The sequence below is a fragment of the Paenibacillus sp. FSL R7-0331 genome (assembly GCF_000758645.1).
Taxonomy (GTDB): Bacteria; Bacillota; Bacilli; order Paenibacillales; family Paenibacillaceae; genus Paenibacillus_AQ; species Paenibacillus_AQ camerounensis.
The window spans coordinates 5,758,031-5,773,244 of the sequence record NZ_CP009284.1; the positions used below are offsets into that span (position 1 = coordinate 5,758,031).

The following is a 15,214-nucleotide window of genomic DNA, read 5'->3' on the forward strand; positions in this document are numbered from 1 at the left end:
TAAAATTCGCTTTATAGAGCTGTGTTAAGCAAAATAAGTGGATTTTCGCCAGCTAATTCTTCGCTAAACAACGTATCTGAGTAACTAAGCGGAAAAAAGACACCTAATTTTTTATATTTGGCTTTAAAAGGGGAATACACCCTAATTTAAGTGGCATTTTTCCATCTAATGTTCGTAGATGATGAGAAAGGATGGAATTAGGTGGCGAAAATCCAACTAATATTCGCGAGCACCTGGTATAGGTCAGGTAATCTCTCCGTCCGCTCTTCCCCATCATCGTAAACAACAGTCCCCTGCCTCAAAACTCCATAAAAAAAGACATCCGCGCTTAACAAGCGTCAGATGTCCAGGCAATACCCATGCTGTTCTTCTATAACTAATAAGGCATATCATCTTTGTCGGTAAGGCAACCGGTATATTCATTCAGCAGTGCATCCAGCTTCACGGACTGGCGTAGGACTCTTACATCCTGCACTCCGTATTCAAGCGCCAGCCTGTTTAATTCCTGCCTTGCCTGCTCGATTCTGTCTCTGTGTTCATCATTGTCCATAGCGGCCCCCTTACTCAGATGAGGCTGTAAGCCATTTGTTAAACTTTTACTAAAGTTCCAAACACATTGTATTCGATTATGAACCTTGGGTCAATTCCCCAAAGTCCCATGTTTGCGACTCAAAAAACCTGCAACAATGCGCACAATGCCGCCCAGCATGACTACAGCCATCATATCAAAGCTGACATTGAACAGGAACAGATGCTTGCCGATATCCGCCCGGCCGTCGCCGAGAATCGGTACCAGGAAGGAGAATAGACCAATTAGTCCAAGCAGCATAAGCAGCTCTCCGGCAACCCGTTCGCGGCGCTCTTTTGCCCGGAAATAATGAATCAGCACCCCGGCATAATAGGCCAGATAGAACAGGCTGAGGAACCAGAGGGAGTCCGGAAGATGCTTGTTTTTGAACTCACTCCAGCCGCTGTAAGTAAAAGCTACTGCGCCCGCAGGCTTACCGAGGCTCTTCTCATAGCTTCCGAGATAGTAGGGACGGATGGACATGCTGTTCTGCGCCGCATATTCCATATTATCTATCAGCCGGGACGGGTGCTTCAGATAGAAGAAGAGCACATCCTTATGCGAGATCCGGTCATAAAAATCCGGCGTCAGCGATGGATCATCCTGCTTGATTGCCGTATCCCCCTGAAAATAATTCGTTCCCGCCAGCACCTCAAGCCGCTCCGGCAGCCCGAGATCACGCAGATCGCCCCGCACGTCCGGAGACTCATTCAGAATCCCGAAGAACACGGTCTGATACAGGTTAATATGCTTCAGCTCCTTGGGAGCCGTTACGTAGAGGACTACAGATACGATTGCAACCGCTACAGCGAACCGCCGGGCCAGCTTCCGGAAGTTCCCCTCTCCTTTCAGAGAGCCCATCCGCCAAAAAATCAGCATAAACGCAAGGCCGACCGGCGCATTCTGGATTTTGGAGCAGACGAGAAACAGCACCGCAATAAAGAACAGCGTCAGTCCTTTAGGGGTAGGATGGTCCTGCATCGTCAGTCTCAGTCCCAGCACAAACGTCAGCAGCATGAACACCATCGACACCGGCTCGCCGAACAGCGAATTGAAATAGGCCAGATACCCGATATCGTAAAAAACAAATAATACCCCTGCCCCGAGCAGCAGCCCCATAACAGCGGAGTGTTTGTTCCCGAGCTTCACAATCAGCCAGGTCGCGGCCAGCAGCAGCACAGCATATACCGCCCCCAGCACACGGATATCGAAATAACTGCCGTGGACCAGCCCGGCCAGCAGCCGCGGCACAAGCACCAGCAGAATCTGGGAGGAAGGATAGAAGCCCCTGAACAGATTGTCATAAGCAAACTGGGAATGGCTGAAGCTGAAAAAGCGGTCGGCGTAGCTCTCCGCAGCATCATAGTAGTTAAGTCCGATCGTATTCATCATGCGCAGGAAATCGCCATTATCGGCCACCCCGACAAACGGCTGCAGAAACAGCAGGTATAGTATCAGTCCGCCCCCGGCCAGAGTGACCAGAACCTGCGGTTTGAGTAATCTTTTCATAGCGCCTCCTAACGCTGCGGCAGCAGCTTCACATATTCATCGGACAGCCCCATCAGCTGCAGAATATAGTTATAATCATCCTCATACTTGCTGTGGTCTGCTACAGGCTGGAGTGTGTCCAGCGAGACGGCTTCGCCGTCGGCAAAGCTTTTGCCCGGAACAAACATAATCTCATCGTTAAAAAACGAGCCGGATGGCATATAATACCGCATCCCGATAACGTTCCGGTCAATATTAAGCAGATCATGCCCAAAGGCTGTAAAGCCCTCGTCCTTCAGGTTAAGCCCGAGCAGATTGGCTACCGTCGGCACAATATCAAGCTGCCCTCCGGTACGCTCTACCGTGCTGCCCTCAGTCATGCCCGGCACATGCACGATAAGCGGAATATTGAACCGGCTGATCCGCGGATGATACGGTATACCCAGCGCTTCCTCGACCTGCTCCGGCGGCACATCCTGCGGCTGAAGTCCAAAATGGTCCCCGTACAGCACAAGCACCGTGTTATCCCACAAGCCCTGCTGTTTAAGCCCTTCGATTAGTGTACCTACCGCATAGTCAGTGTAGTTGATTGCCGTCAGATAATCGCCCAGCATGGTGCCTTCCAGCGTATCCGGCATGGTAATCTTCTTGAAGTGCTCAGGAATCTTGAACGGATGATGGCTCGAAACGGTCACCAGCTGGGCATAGAACGGTGTCCCCTTCTTCTGCAGCTGTGTCAGCTCCTCTACAGCGGTGATATACAGCTGCTCGTCCGAGGCGCCAAACGAATTGAAATGGTCATTGACGAAGTCGTCCTTGTCATAATATCCGTTAAAGCCCAGCGCCGGGTACAGCTCATTGCGGTTCCAGAAGCCGGCCTTGTTCACGTGGAAGGTATAGGCTTCATAGCCCTTTGTGCGCAGCAGACGCGGCAGGCTTGGCAGCTCACGGTCACTGAAGCCGGTGGACATCGCCAGTGTGCCGATCGGGTAGATCGAGGTGTTGCTCATAAATTCGGCATCCGAGGTGTTGCCCGGGCCGATCTGCTGATACACCTGCGGAAAATAAAAGCCTTCCCCTGCCAGCTTATTCAGCACAGGCGTCAGCTCCTGCCCGTCCAGTGACTGATGCAGCGGAAAGTTCTGGAATGCCTCCAGCTGAATAACGATGACATTCTTCCCCTTTTGGGAGCCGAAATAGTCCGGCACTGTGCCGGCTGGCATGCTGCTGTAGGGATAAGACGCTTCCAGCGTGTTCACCTTGGCAACCGTCTCATGAATATCACCTGTGCCGATCAGCCTGTTATCCTCCTGAGCTTTGAGCGCCGCAACCACTTCATAATTCAGAAATCCGGCGCTTTCTGCCTGCACCAGCTCATTCGTGATGCCGCCTGCAGCATGCACCGAATACGCGGACAGCGAGCCTCCCCCAATAATCGCTACCCATATGACGGCGAGCTGGGTTCTTGAGTAAGCCGGACGTGTACCGCCGCTATAGCTCCGGCCCGGGTAAGCCGGTCCCCGCTGCCATCTGCGCAGCCCTGCATAGACAGCCATTAATGCGAGATCGGCGAAGAACAGATAATCCACCGGCTGGATCGTCGATTCCACACTTTCTTTAACCTGGAACACCTGGTTCAGCTCATAGAACGCCAGATAGGTCGGGACCGACCCGAAATGGTTAAAATACACACTGGCTGCGAACAGCAGCAGCGACAGGATAACATTGAAGCTCCAGTAAGCCCCTTTCTTCATCCGCCGGGGCAGCAGAACGGTCAGAATGCCCATAATCAGCAGCACCGGCGCAAGGTCCATGACAATCCATTCCCAGGCAATCCGCTCAAAAAACAGCACCCGCAACAGCAGCAGCTTCAGCCAGACCAATCCGGCTACAACATAGAACTGCACCGGCAGCAATCCGGTATTTTGTTTGTACATAATAATCCCTCTTACTTCCATACCAATTTTCTGTTAACTAAATTCCACATTTTTGTAAAAGTTCAGATTTCTCTAGTATAGCAATAGTTGTTTTGTTACGCAAAATAACCCCGCAAAGACTTTGTACGGCCTTCAGCGGACTTTTGCAATAAAAAGACGCAGCCTGCTGCAGGCCTGCGTCTCTTCTCGATCTCATATAAATCTCTTCATTATTATAGTGAGTTGGTTTCTCTTTTTACAGAGAAGCTGTACATGACGCCGTCGAGATTGTAAGAGGCTTCAATCGCCGGTGCACCGCTGCGGCTCTCAAACGTAACCACTCCCGGCCTTGATCCGTTCTTAACGATCATGTAATCCTCCACCAGCCGGATTCCATACAATTTGTCTGCGATGGCCGCGGCTGTGCTCTGGAGTATCGCATTGTCCATATCGAGCAGCTGCTCCCCCCGTTCCTCATCATTCCGGGAGTCACCCAGATCCACAAGATTCAGTGCATAATCAGCTACATCCAGAATAGCCCGGGTTGCATAATCGAATGTTACAAATGTATCTCCGCCCCGGCCGTCGCCGTAATACAGCGTAATTTCATCGCCTGCACCTTCCGTTGTGGAACGGACAACTCTGGTCAGCTGGTCTGCCAAGCTGCTGGATCTAAGCATTCCGAGTGCTTCCAGTCCGGCTTGTTTAAGCTCCTCACTGACCTCCTTCTGATTTACATTGAAACTGGCCCTAACATAGACTCCGTTTGTAAAGTTAATGTCTGCATCTCCTGCATGTACAACATTGATAACCTGAACCGTCTTATCCGCAGTACGCCCATAAGAAACATAGCGCGTTATCCCCGTAGCCTGAAATTCCCCTGTATAACCGAGCTTTTGCAGCTTTTGCCCAGCTTCATTAATTAGCGTTTTGTCAATATCATCCGCTTCAACGGATGCTTCCATGCTGAACGCAGCCGCTTCCCCGGTTTCCGCATCAATCCAGAAGAAGGCATAAGAATCAGACAGCTCGTTCTCCCTGTAGATGAGCTCTGCCTGCCCCGGCATTTTCATCCGGTCCAGCTTTTCAAAGGGTAGCTGCTGACCCAATTGCTCCAGCATCAGCCGTTCAGCAGTCTTCTTTAGCGCTTCATCAGTAGGCTTAACCTGTTCTTCCACAGGGGCCTTAACACCTGCGGGGGTTTCTCTGCCGAGAGGTCCGTTCTTCAGATAAAAAGCTCCCGCCAGCAACAAGAGGATAAGGGCAGCCATAACCGCCGCCCTTGGCATGCGCCGGGAGCGGGTAGGGGCCGGCTCCGCTTCCGCACGCAATCTCCGCATCACCCGCTCGGCAGAGGAATCGGTAAACCTGGCCTCCTCGAACGGCCCCTTACGGGCCTGCTCATACCACTGCGGCTCACGTTCATCCATCATTGTAACCCCCTTAGTTTATTCTGGATTTTACGGCGTGCCCGGTGCAGCCGCGATTTGACGGTTCCCGGCGGCAGCTCAGTCAGTGCGGCAATTTCATGGATGGACAGCCCAGTCTTCAGATCCAGCACCAGCACCTCACGCAGCTTATCCGGCAGCTTCATAATGAGGCTCCAGATGTCCCGTATCTGCTGGTTGCCCATGTACTCCATCTCTGCCGAGCGTACTGTCCCGAACAGCGGCTCACCTTCCGGTTCTGTCCCCTCGTGCTCCCGCGCCGCCGGCGTAATGTTCTGCACCCCGCCCCATAAGCCGGTACGGAAAAAGCGTGACTTACGGTAAGAGAACACTGTATTCCGTGCAATCGTGAGCAGCCAGGCCTTCAGGCTGGAGGTTCCCTTGTACGTGCCGATCCGGTAGAAGCATTTAATAAATACCTCTTGCGTAAGATCCTCGGCCTGCTCCGTGTTTTTAGTTAAATAGTAGATATAATTCCAGATATCATTACCGTACAGGCTCATAATCTGCCGCAGCTGGTCTTCGTCCATCGCTTCAGCAGACTTCAGCTTATCCTCCAGCTCAGTCCTCTGCCCATCATTCGACCGGACCATCAGCTCACTCTTGAATTTATCCTTCAGTCCATTCAGCTCCAAGCGCTTCACCTCACTTAATACGACCCCAATAATAAAGGAATGGTTCCCTTTATTTTCTATTATGATTATTTTAGGGCAGAGTGGACACTGTTTCCATTGGTTGTGCATACCTCTTGCTCTTGCTGCCTTTTGCATGCCTTATCCCTGCTTAGTTGCACTCCATACACTTAAAATGCCACATTTTCCGCCCAAAGCATGTTTAAGTGTATTCCGCACAACTAAAACAGGCGAAAATTGCTCTTTTGGCCGATTTGGGCAGATTTAGTTGCACAGACTACATTTATATGGAGAAGAAACAAATTCCTGCCGGTTTTAATTGTATAAAGTGCAGCTATTGTGTCTGGCGGGGGAATGATGGGGGAAGCAGTCGGGTTGCGCGGGAGTTGCACGGGAATTGCGGTCAGCTCCGGCAGCGGCGCACAAGTAACCTTTATGGTAACCAAAAAATGACCTCCGGCTTATCCGGAGATCATCTCTTATCACATCATTCTGGTGTCTTACTGTGCTGTAAGTCCATTCCGTGCTGTTAATGCTAAATATCTTTGGAGGTAAATACCCGCAGCGAGATCAGATAGGAGCAGAACAGAACCAGTACATAACCAAGGACAGCGATTACCGGAAGCAGCAGACTGTCTGCCCTTCCGCTGCTCACCCATTCCGCCAGTCCGGGAAACCATTCCATCAGCTGTTTTATTGCAGCGAAATTAACCATAACGAGAATGATAAAGACCATATTAACAACCTGGGTTCCTTTGCGGCCCAGCCAGTAATGAAGCGGAAGATAGAAGGAGGCGAGCAGCGGGAATCCGGCGATGCACAGCAGCAGTTCTCTCCAGGCCAGCGGCTCAGTGGTCCGGCCGACTGAGAAGGCGATAACATACAGCAGCACAGTGCAGGCGAAGCTTAGCACGGAGTAAGGCAGCATAGCTAAATATTTTGCCAGTACAATTTGCTGTCTCGGAACAGGCAGGCTGACCAGGAATTTCTGGTTATTCTGCTGCACATCCATGGTGCAGGTATTGATCAGGAGCAGCATCGCTGGAAGCAGGGCAAACACGGTGTAGTTATCAAAGTTCGTAAAGCCCATGACCATATAGTATGGAATCAGCAGCAGAATGAACTTTTGCACAATAATGAGATCTTTGCGGATGAGATGAAATGAATTATACACGCAGATCACTCCCTTTTACCGAGAAATACATAATTTCCTCCAGTGTAGGTGTCTCGCAGATAGCCGTGTCCTTAAAGTAACGCTCGCCCTCGGCACGGTTGCCCATCAGCCCTTCAAAGCCGTGCGCGCTCTCGCGGATTCCCAGGAACAGGCGCCGGGTGTCGCGGTCGAGCAGCTCCTTGCCGCCTTTGACGAGCAGATATTTCTCCGCCAGCGCTTCCTTCATCTCACCAAACACAATCCGCCCGTCATTCACAAACACAATATAATCGGCAATCCGGTCGAGATCGGTCGTGTTATGGGTAGAGAACAGAATGGATTTTTTCTCGTCCTGGATATGTTCCGTTAACAGATCAAGCAGCTCCCGGCGGAACACCGGATCAAGACCAGACGTAGGTTCGTCCATAATAAGCAGATCAGCACCGTGGGATAGAGCGATGGCGAGTGAAAATTTGATTTTCATCCCCTTGGACAGATCCTTAATCTTCTTGCCCGGAGACAGCTTGAACAGCTCCTGGTATTTCACATATGTATCCTCATTCCAGCGGCTGTAGAAGGGGGCGATTACCTTTTTCATCTGCTTGACCGTAAGCTGCTCGTAGTAAATATTCTCGTCCGACACATAGCCAATCCGTTCTTTAACCGCCGGCTCCTGCTCTTTATTCTGCCCTCCGAACAATCGGACGTCTCCCCGGTCTGGGTGGACCATGCCCATGATCATCTGGATCAGCGTGGTTTTGCCTGCACCGTTCGGGCCGATCAGTCCGGTAATATAGCCTTCCTTGATCCCCAGCGAAATGTCCTGCACCGCAAAAGAACCATAGCTCTTATGTACATGCTCCAGCCTGATACAATCGCTCATTCCTGCTCCTCCTCGTAGATAAGTTTCAGCATCTCTGTCAGCTCTCCATAAGACAGCCCCAGCTGCCTGCTCTCCTCAATGACTTCCTTCAGCTTCAGCTCCAGTATCCGCAGCCGCTGCTCCTTAATGAATTCCTGATCCGCCCCGGATACAAAAGAGCCCTTCCCGACGATTGAGTTGATCAGACCCTCCCGCTCCAGCTCCTCATAAGCCCGTTTGGTCGTAATCACACTAATCTGCAGCTCCTTCGCCAGCTGGCGGATGGACGGCAGAGGTGTCCCGGCTCCCAGCTCCCCCTGCAGAATCAGCTGCCGGACCTGCGTTACTATCTGGGCATAGATCGGCTCTCCTGATGTACTTGATATCAAAATGTTCATGCTGCGGCACCATCATCCTTCGGTGTAATGTATTTAATGTATATATCTAATATATACACTATATAAGGAGGGGTGTCAAATACATACATTACTCTCTGGCACTCTGCTGAAAGATGCTATTTACATCTCAATAAATAAAAAAACCACAGAGAGTATATGCTTCATGTGGTCCTTGCATATTATTTTCAAGCCTTGCTGAAACATTTATATTTTCAATTGCATTTCTATTCAAAGTGGATTGGCTATCATAAGAGGCAAAACGTTAACTATTCGATAATAGCTTCAATCTTACTTACAGGAATATGATCTGAATTCAAGTAATCCAAAACATCCTGTAACAGCAATTTTAATTCATCAGTATTTTCATTTTTCTTCTTCAAAGTTATCTTTATACTCATTCTACTTCCACTACATGTAAATTCATGGAATTCAAACGGTTTAATATACTTTCCTGAAATTGAATAGGTCCATGACCTGAAAAAACCCTCTAGAATTTCGGAATTAATTTCACCGATTGGTTTCTTGCAATTGATTAGGAGATTTATAACTTTCCCTTTTAGGATATCTTTATTTGGAGATGAATAGACTTTATCCAAATGATCCCAGTTGTAATCTGTCATTTTCTCACCTCTTTTTTTCAAAATTCAGGAGATAGTCTTCTGCCCTGAGGCATTATTTTAACTAATTGCCTAAATAAAATTGCTGCATCTACAGTATTTAGTTCCATAACTGTACCGTCACCATTCTGAAGATACATTGAGCACTTAAGGTTTGGCGGTTCCCCCGCACGTCATAGGTGTATGTTACACTGCTGCCGTCCGGCCGGGAGATCGACGTTACCCGATTCAGCCCGTCATAGCCGTAGCCTGTGGTTTTAACAGTTCCATTTCCTCGGCACCTGCGACAAAGGGTTGCAAAAAACTTCATACGCTGCGCACAAGAAGCTTCTGCATTTTTGGAAAACAAAAAGTGTCCCAAGACCGGAACACTTAAATAATGTAATTTGGATATCAGGCACAAATCTACACGAACTAAACAGAGACATCCATCAATTTCACTTGATCTTTCAATAGAAAGCGATTTAAATCGTTTTGGTTAGTAGACGACAAGGAATGGATAAAACGATTCCAGTCACTGGCATAGTTTTGATTCACCCAAGAGCTAGTGTATGCGTTATAGCGAGCTAATTGACCACTCTGCATGTCATTCATTTTGTTTTTATATAAAGCGACAAACGTGTTCAAATCGGATCGAAACGCTGCATTGACGTCATCGGCCCGAACGTTATCCACCATTTGCTTAATCAGGTTCAAAACAGCTTTTTTGTCATAATCCGCTGCATACGCTTCTTTATTCCGCACAAATGGATCTTTCCGCTGCTGCTCAATATAGGCAGCTGCCCGATCAATCTCTCCCTGAATAAATCCGCCGAACGCTTGATCAAGCTTAGATCTTATGCGATCGCTTACTTGAAAATGACCGGAGATCATTTCATACTTCATGGCGGCAAGACCCAGTTTGAAGCCCAGTTCTTCTTCAGAGCGGTTAGATGTTTGAGAACGGTCTTGCAATTGAGTTAGAGCTTTGACCATCGTGCCGGCTGCTTGTAAATCGTCGATACTATATCCATTCTCACTCTTAATTGACATTTCCGATTGCTGCGAATTTAGTGCATACCGAAGCTGTTCTCCCATGAAATCACCTGCTGTCAATAGCCATTCGTCCTGTGTCCCTTCAACGCTGGCGTAATCGGGATTCTCCTGGATAAATTGCATATAAGTTGTTTTCCGCTGTTCGTAAATATCGAGGAAGCTGTTTCGTATAGCTTCTTGCTCGCCTGGCACACCGCTTGCTTCCAAGAATCCACCGACCGATTCGGCAAAGTGATTGGCAGATTCGCCTACCCGTTGAGCAAACATATCATCCAGCTTTGCCAATTCGGTTGCTTGCTCTTCTCCGGCAAATTGGCGTGCAATCCGACTTTTGTATTGGGCATATTCCGAAGCAAAGTAATCAATTTGTTGCCCAACCTCGTCCAACGTTGTTTGTCCGATCATCATACCATGCGTTTGCAAGTTGAAGTCTACATGCTTCCAGGAAATAGCCGAATCCCCGCCTGTTGCTCTTTTATAGGCCAGCGCTGCTTCTGGATCGGATATGCTTTCCGTCCAGATCGAGCCATCTTCATTTCTTCCGATGCGAATCGTAGATGTTGCGGCCCGGAGAATTGCTTGTTCCCGCATGCTATTCGCATTCGCCCGATAATCTTCGATCCCGATCGCGTTCATTTGATTTGTTAGAATAATGGCTGGCTTCCACGGCTGCAATAAAGAGTTCGTGGAAAACGAACCAGCGATCGGGGACGTGACGGATGGAAGACGTTCAGGTTTTTGTTCAATGATGTAAGAGTCATTACGTAGTGCAAAGCCATAAGCAAACATGTTTAGCTGCATAATGCCACCTCATTTTATATGTATCGCTTACACGAGTTCAAAGGTTCTCATTATTAGTGTCGGCACAACAGATTGAATAATTTAGAAAAAATGAGATCTATTCAAACAAAATTGTAATTTGCAGGAAAATAAGTGGCATAGTCAGACGAATAATCGACGAGCGTTGTGATATAGGCAACTCTTTCGTACGAGATCGAACACTTCCGTGTTTGTAATTCCCGCCTGACGAGAAAAAGAAAAATTTTTTCTATTGTAAATGGGAGTTATAATAGCCGCTTTCGATGTATTGGCTATAAAATTCTCGTTCATGTATAAATCCCCGTTTGAATAATCCCAAACTACTGATTGAAGGGCGCTTTATGTATCCTCAAGGGATGTTGCACCTTCGCAATTTGATATAGTTTGACCTAGAGTTGGGCTGTTCAACGTCCCCTCTCAGATAAGAAGGAAGTTTCTATTAAAGAAGTATTTTCCATTCTGAAAACAAAGGACATTCGATATATTCAACTGACTAAGAGGCTGCTTATAGAAATATCAGTAACCTTTCACGATCAATGAAAAACAGGCCTATAACAGCCTGTCTTTGTGTTTTCTAATAATGTTAATTTAAAACCTTGTCCATCTCAAAAAATACACCTTGATCTTTGTTTTCAGTAAGAAAAAAATCCCCTCCGGTTTCAAAGTAATTCTCATGGAACTCCTTATCCATAAATATTTGAACGAGCTTGATGGAATTTTTCTTAACACCAATATTTTCAAGCCATATATTGTAGTTATTTGTAAATTCATCTTCTGTATATAATGTTTCCTTGTAACTTGGATTTTTTATCTCTCTTGGTGAAATACCCGCTTTCTCATTTGAGTAAGTTACCTCCTTTCCAATTATTTGCTCTATATCTTCTTCGTCATATGCGCTTGCTGGTCCATATCCTAAAACCTTGGTTAGTTTCCAAACCCCATAATATAATTCACTTGTAGTGTCTTCTATTTTTGCATTATTCGTTTGTGCAAATACATCCGTCTGAGTTGCTGGTGAAACAGATGCTTTATTTTGAGAAGAAGAGCATCCAGTCGAAAAAATGCTGAGTACCAATACGCCCAATATAACTAATTTCCTGTTCATGTTTTCCCTTCCCCAAAATGTTTTTTCAAAACCATCCGGTCTGTCGAAAGCATCCCTCTTATAGTCACCAGAGTTAAATATTTGCCATTCGTCGCTTTCTTCAATTTATCGGGCGAACTATTGCCTGAACTTAGTTTTCTAGCTAGCGTAGAATCAAAACACAACTAGAATTCTTCACCTGTGCTAATCATTGGGTTTAAAATTAAGGGGGCTAACATTAAAGTCTTTTTTCTGAGTACACTTGAGTCGGAGAATATTTATTGCGGGATTACAATAGTGATATTTTGAGTATACGTGCAGTTCTAATATCTACTTATTCCATAACTTTTCCACATATTAATTTCCAAGAATGCGGATTGCTCGATTGCTTCTATTAGCGCACTTTACAACAAAATCCATAACGATTGCCTAATAGACTCCCTGTAAACCTTCGACTTCTTTTCACTTTCTCTAACTATTCCATCAAGGCTCTCTATATGGTTTTTGGGAGTATTTCAGTATCCAGCCATCTTCCGTGTAAAGCTCCCCGGCCAGCCCATCACTTATTTCCTTAATCTCGACTTCTCCTGTATCTTCTTTACTCCCACTTCCCATAAACAACAGCTTGATCTTTTCTTCCTGCTCAAACAATTCCAGAAAATTATGTAGTGTAGAATCAACAATTTGATTAACGAGACCCATCACCATCTCTAAAGCCGGGCCGTCTAACTTCGATTTAGCCTCCTCATAAACGTTCACAGCACGCTTACTTTTTAATTGTCCAGTTAACATCTTTTCCCATTGTTCAATGGTACTATCCCTAACCTGATTTATAACCAGCTCACCAAACATATCCAGCTTCTCTTTTGCGTTCATTATATCAACCCTTTCACTATTTATATCATGGTATTCTAGAGAGAATCCCCCCGATCAATTGTACATTCATTTATAAATTTCAATAATTCCCTTCTTATCTACACCATTCTCTACATTGATGACGATAGCGTAGGGACCGTTCATTTCTCCCAAAAAGTCAAAGCTTGGCGCAAGCCGTTGCTCTCCATGTAATCCCATTAAGCCATATTTGCGAACCTTCATACTTTCATCTGTAAAGATATAGCCAGGGATCACATTCAAATGCTTATCATAATAAAATGCACTAATAAAAAATGCGGAGTCGCCCGTGAAAACATTATTTCCTTCGCTATCGATAATGCAGTATAAGTCTTTTGAGACGAAGGCAAGCCCATCCTTAAACTCTCCAACCTCAATCATCCGGCCTTCCGTAGCGTTGTACGGATAAAAATCAATAGCTATGTTTCCACCATAATCTATATACGCCCAGGCATCCCCATCCTCCGTGTAATCCGACACTTTGACAGCGGCCTTGCCTTCACTAAAATTCCCGGCGTCATCATACTTTAATTCAACACTTACCTGCCCTTCGGTATCGATGAATCCCCATTTATTGTTTTTCATGACTGCCGCGTATCCTTCATGAAAATCTTCCACCTGATCATATTGAGGTCCTGCAGAATCACTAAACCGCCCTGTACTCAGATACCGCTCTTTTGTGATGCTATTTCCTTTTTTATCAATGTATGATAACTTCCCGTCCATGCTTACCACAGCAACACCGTCATAGAAACGGCCAATACTATCGTATTCATCCGCCAAAACCGTTTCTCCATTTGTGTCTATCACCTTATATTTCCCGCTACTGCCCTTAACCGCAATCCAATCCTCATCGACAAAAAATAAATCGGCATAGTCACCGGCCTCCACAACCCATTTCCACTTTAACTCATCGTTGTTAGTTGGCAATTGGGTTATTACCTGATCCACAGCATACGTGCTGCCGGACTCTACAGTAGAGCAGCCGGATAATAGGACTGCAGATATAGCAATTACTCCAATGATTCTAAAGATAGTTATCCTCTTCATCCCCCAGACATCCCAAAAAAACCACATGGAGTTCATCACATGCGGCTGTTTTACCTTATACCTTATTGTTTAAACCTAATGCAGCAATAAATAAAAGGAGAATGGCAACAACAACAATCAGCTTTTTTCTTTTTGAAAATTTCAGTCTTCATGCCTCCATCTAAATACCTTAAGCCCTATAATTATCCAAATCCCTAGACTGTATCTTCGGGCAGAAATGTTTTTATGACATCGTAAAAAATATCATTCCCCTTAACCTCAACGCCATTGACAAAAACGCTGCTGTCTCTGCCCCACATTGCAACATCAAATAATTTGCCGTTTTTCTTGCTTTCAAACACGTAATAAATTCGGGCATTTACACGTGATTTCTTCTTAACAGATTCTAAGTCATCGTTTATTTGTTTCAATAAATCCATAGGTTCTTCCAAATCACCACCGCGGATAACAATCTTTTGTACATCGGTGAAGCTAATCAAATCTTCGGCACTCAAAGGATAACGAGTGAGGATAAACGGATTCAAATAATAAATGGTCAAGCTAATATCGTTGATATCTTCTTTTGCAACCCGTTTAGAAATATTAAGCGCGGGTTCTTTTGGGTGAATATTCTCCCGGCTGGTTAACATAGCAATCGCAAATATCAGTAAAATAAGACATCCTGAAATAGATTTATTTTTTCCATTCCTGCAACAAAGCATAATTCACCAGCCTCCCACAAATCACACTACTACAATCCAAAAAGTCGCAATATAAGTCCTCGAACATTTTTGAAACTGCAGCCTTCTCCATATATACAGGACTTGGATCAGGTACCCAATCTGTGCGGCTACTGCAAGTAATCTTAACAAGGTTATCCTCTTCTTCGAATAGAAGCAGTCTTTCTGTTCCCTGTTCGAAAAAATCTAATTCAAAGGAGTATATGCCCGATCTGGTTTTTTCTAAAATATCAGGAACCTGTTCAATAACAGTACACAAGTCTGTTCTGCAATCAACAAGCCAATTATCTTGCCCAAAACCGCCGACATCGAACGATACTGCTTTTGAAATTTCAAACGCATCGCACATACAAGATAGAACTCCAAGCGCAGCATCGGTTTCGAAATCGGGTGGTAGGTATTCTGTTTCGGGTATACTTTCCAACGACTTTAACAGTACTAACTTCATCCTAAAAATATGAGATCCGCCCTTTCTTACTCGGGTCACGTACAGATAACCCCAACAATGCTTGCACAAAAAAATAGCCCACA

General features: G+C 46.1%; 15 protein-coding genes. All 15 read right to left on the reverse strand.

What is annotated here, in order from left to right; translation table 11 throughout:
• Positions 1-376: 376 nt before the first annotated feature.
• The 15 genes from R70331_RS31260 to R70331_RS25010 all read right to left on the reverse strand — a co-directional run bounded on the left by R70331_RS31260 (position 377) and on the right by R70331_RS25010 (position 15,131).
• Positions 377-550, reverse strand: coding sequence for an aspartyl-phosphate phosphatase Spo0E family protein (locus tag R70331_RS31260; RefSeq protein WP_081947744.1), 174 nt, complete (start codon positions 548-550; stop codon positions 377-379).
• Between the two features lie 90 nt (positions 551-640).
• On the reverse strand, positions 641-2,077 hold the full coding sequence (gene wsfD, locus R70331_RS24940) for a glycan biosynthesis hexose transferase WsfD (protein WP_042180273.1): 1,437 nt from the start codon (positions 2,075-2,077) through the stop codon (positions 641-643).
• An 8-nt stretch (positions 2,078-2,085) separates the two neighbouring features.
• Positions 2,086-3,993, reverse strand: coding sequence for an LTA synthase family protein (locus tag R70331_RS24945; RefSeq protein WP_042180276.1), 1,908 nt, complete (start codon positions 3,991-3,993; stop codon positions 2,086-2,088).
• A gap of 212 nt (positions 3,994-4,205) precedes the next feature.
• Entirely contained in the window at positions 4,206-5,405 is a 1,200-nt protein-coding gene (locus tag R70331_RS24950; protein ID WP_156131193.1) for a hypothetical protein, read from the reverse strand.
• A complete protein-coding gene (locus R70331_RS24955) occupies positions 5,402-6,055 on the reverse strand; it encodes an RNA polymerase sigma factor (RefSeq protein WP_231576354.1) in 654 nt (217 codons plus the stop codon). Before R70331_RS24955 ends, R70331_RS24950 begins: the two co-directional genes overlap by 4 nt.
• A 532-nt stretch (positions 6,056-6,587) precedes the next feature.
• Positions 6,588-7,226, reverse strand: a complete 639-nt coding sequence (locus R70331_RS24965) for an ABC-2 transporter permease (RefSeq protein ID WP_042180284.1) — start codon at positions 7,224-7,226, stop codon at positions 6,588-6,590.
• A complete protein-coding gene (locus R70331_RS24970) occupies positions 7,219-8,088 on the reverse strand; it encodes an ABC transporter ATP-binding protein (RefSeq protein WP_042180286.1) in 870 nt (289 codons plus the stop codon). The genes R70331_RS24965 and R70331_RS24970 overlap by 8 nt, the downstream gene beginning before the upstream one ends.
• The gene (locus tag R70331_RS24975) at positions 8,085-8,465 is read right to left on the reverse strand and encodes a GntR family transcriptional regulator (RefSeq protein ID WP_042180289.1); all 381 of its coding nucleotides are present in this window, start codon (positions 8,463-8,465) and stop codon (positions 8,085-8,087) included. The genes R70331_RS24970 and R70331_RS24975 overlap by 4 nt, the downstream gene beginning before the upstream one ends.
• A 266-nt stretch (positions 8,466-8,731) precedes the next feature.
• Positions 8,732-9,085, reverse strand: a complete 354-nt coding sequence (locus R70331_RS24980; RefSeq protein ID WP_042180292.1) for a hypothetical protein — start codon at positions 9,083-9,085, stop codon at positions 8,732-8,734.
• Positions 9,086-9,496: 411 nt separating this feature from the next.
• A complete protein-coding gene (locus R70331_RS24985; RefSeq protein WP_042180294.1) occupies positions 9,497-10,918 on the reverse strand; it encodes a hypothetical protein in 1,422 nt (473 codons plus the stop codon).
• Between the two features lie 601 nt (positions 10,919-11,519).
• On the reverse strand, positions 11,520-12,041 hold the full coding sequence (locus R70331_RS24990; RefSeq protein WP_042180296.1) for a hypothetical protein: 522 nt from the start codon (positions 12,039-12,041) through the stop codon (positions 11,520-11,522).
• Between the two features lie 462 nt (positions 12,042-12,503).
• Positions 12,504-12,896, reverse strand: a complete 393-nt coding sequence (locus R70331_RS24995; protein WP_042180298.1) for a hypothetical protein — start codon at positions 12,894-12,896, stop codon at positions 12,504-12,506.
• Between the two features lie 66 nt (positions 12,897-12,962).
• Entirely contained in the window at positions 12,963-13,964 is a 1,002-nt protein-coding gene (locus R70331_RS25000) for a WG repeat-containing protein (protein WP_052419211.1), read from the reverse strand.
• 194 nt (positions 13,965-14,158) lie between these two features.
• A complete protein-coding gene (locus R70331_RS25005) occupies positions 14,159-14,665 on the reverse strand; it encodes a hypothetical protein (protein ID WP_042180300.1) in 507 nt (168 codons plus the stop codon).
• Complete coding sequence (locus tag R70331_RS25010) at positions 14,637-15,131, reverse strand: hypothetical protein (RefSeq protein ID WP_197071362.1); 495 nt, start codon at positions 15,129-15,131, stop codon at positions 14,637-14,639. Before R70331_RS25010 ends, R70331_RS25005 begins: the two co-directional genes overlap by 29 nt.
• Between the last annotated feature and the right edge of the window lie 83 nt (positions 15,132-15,214).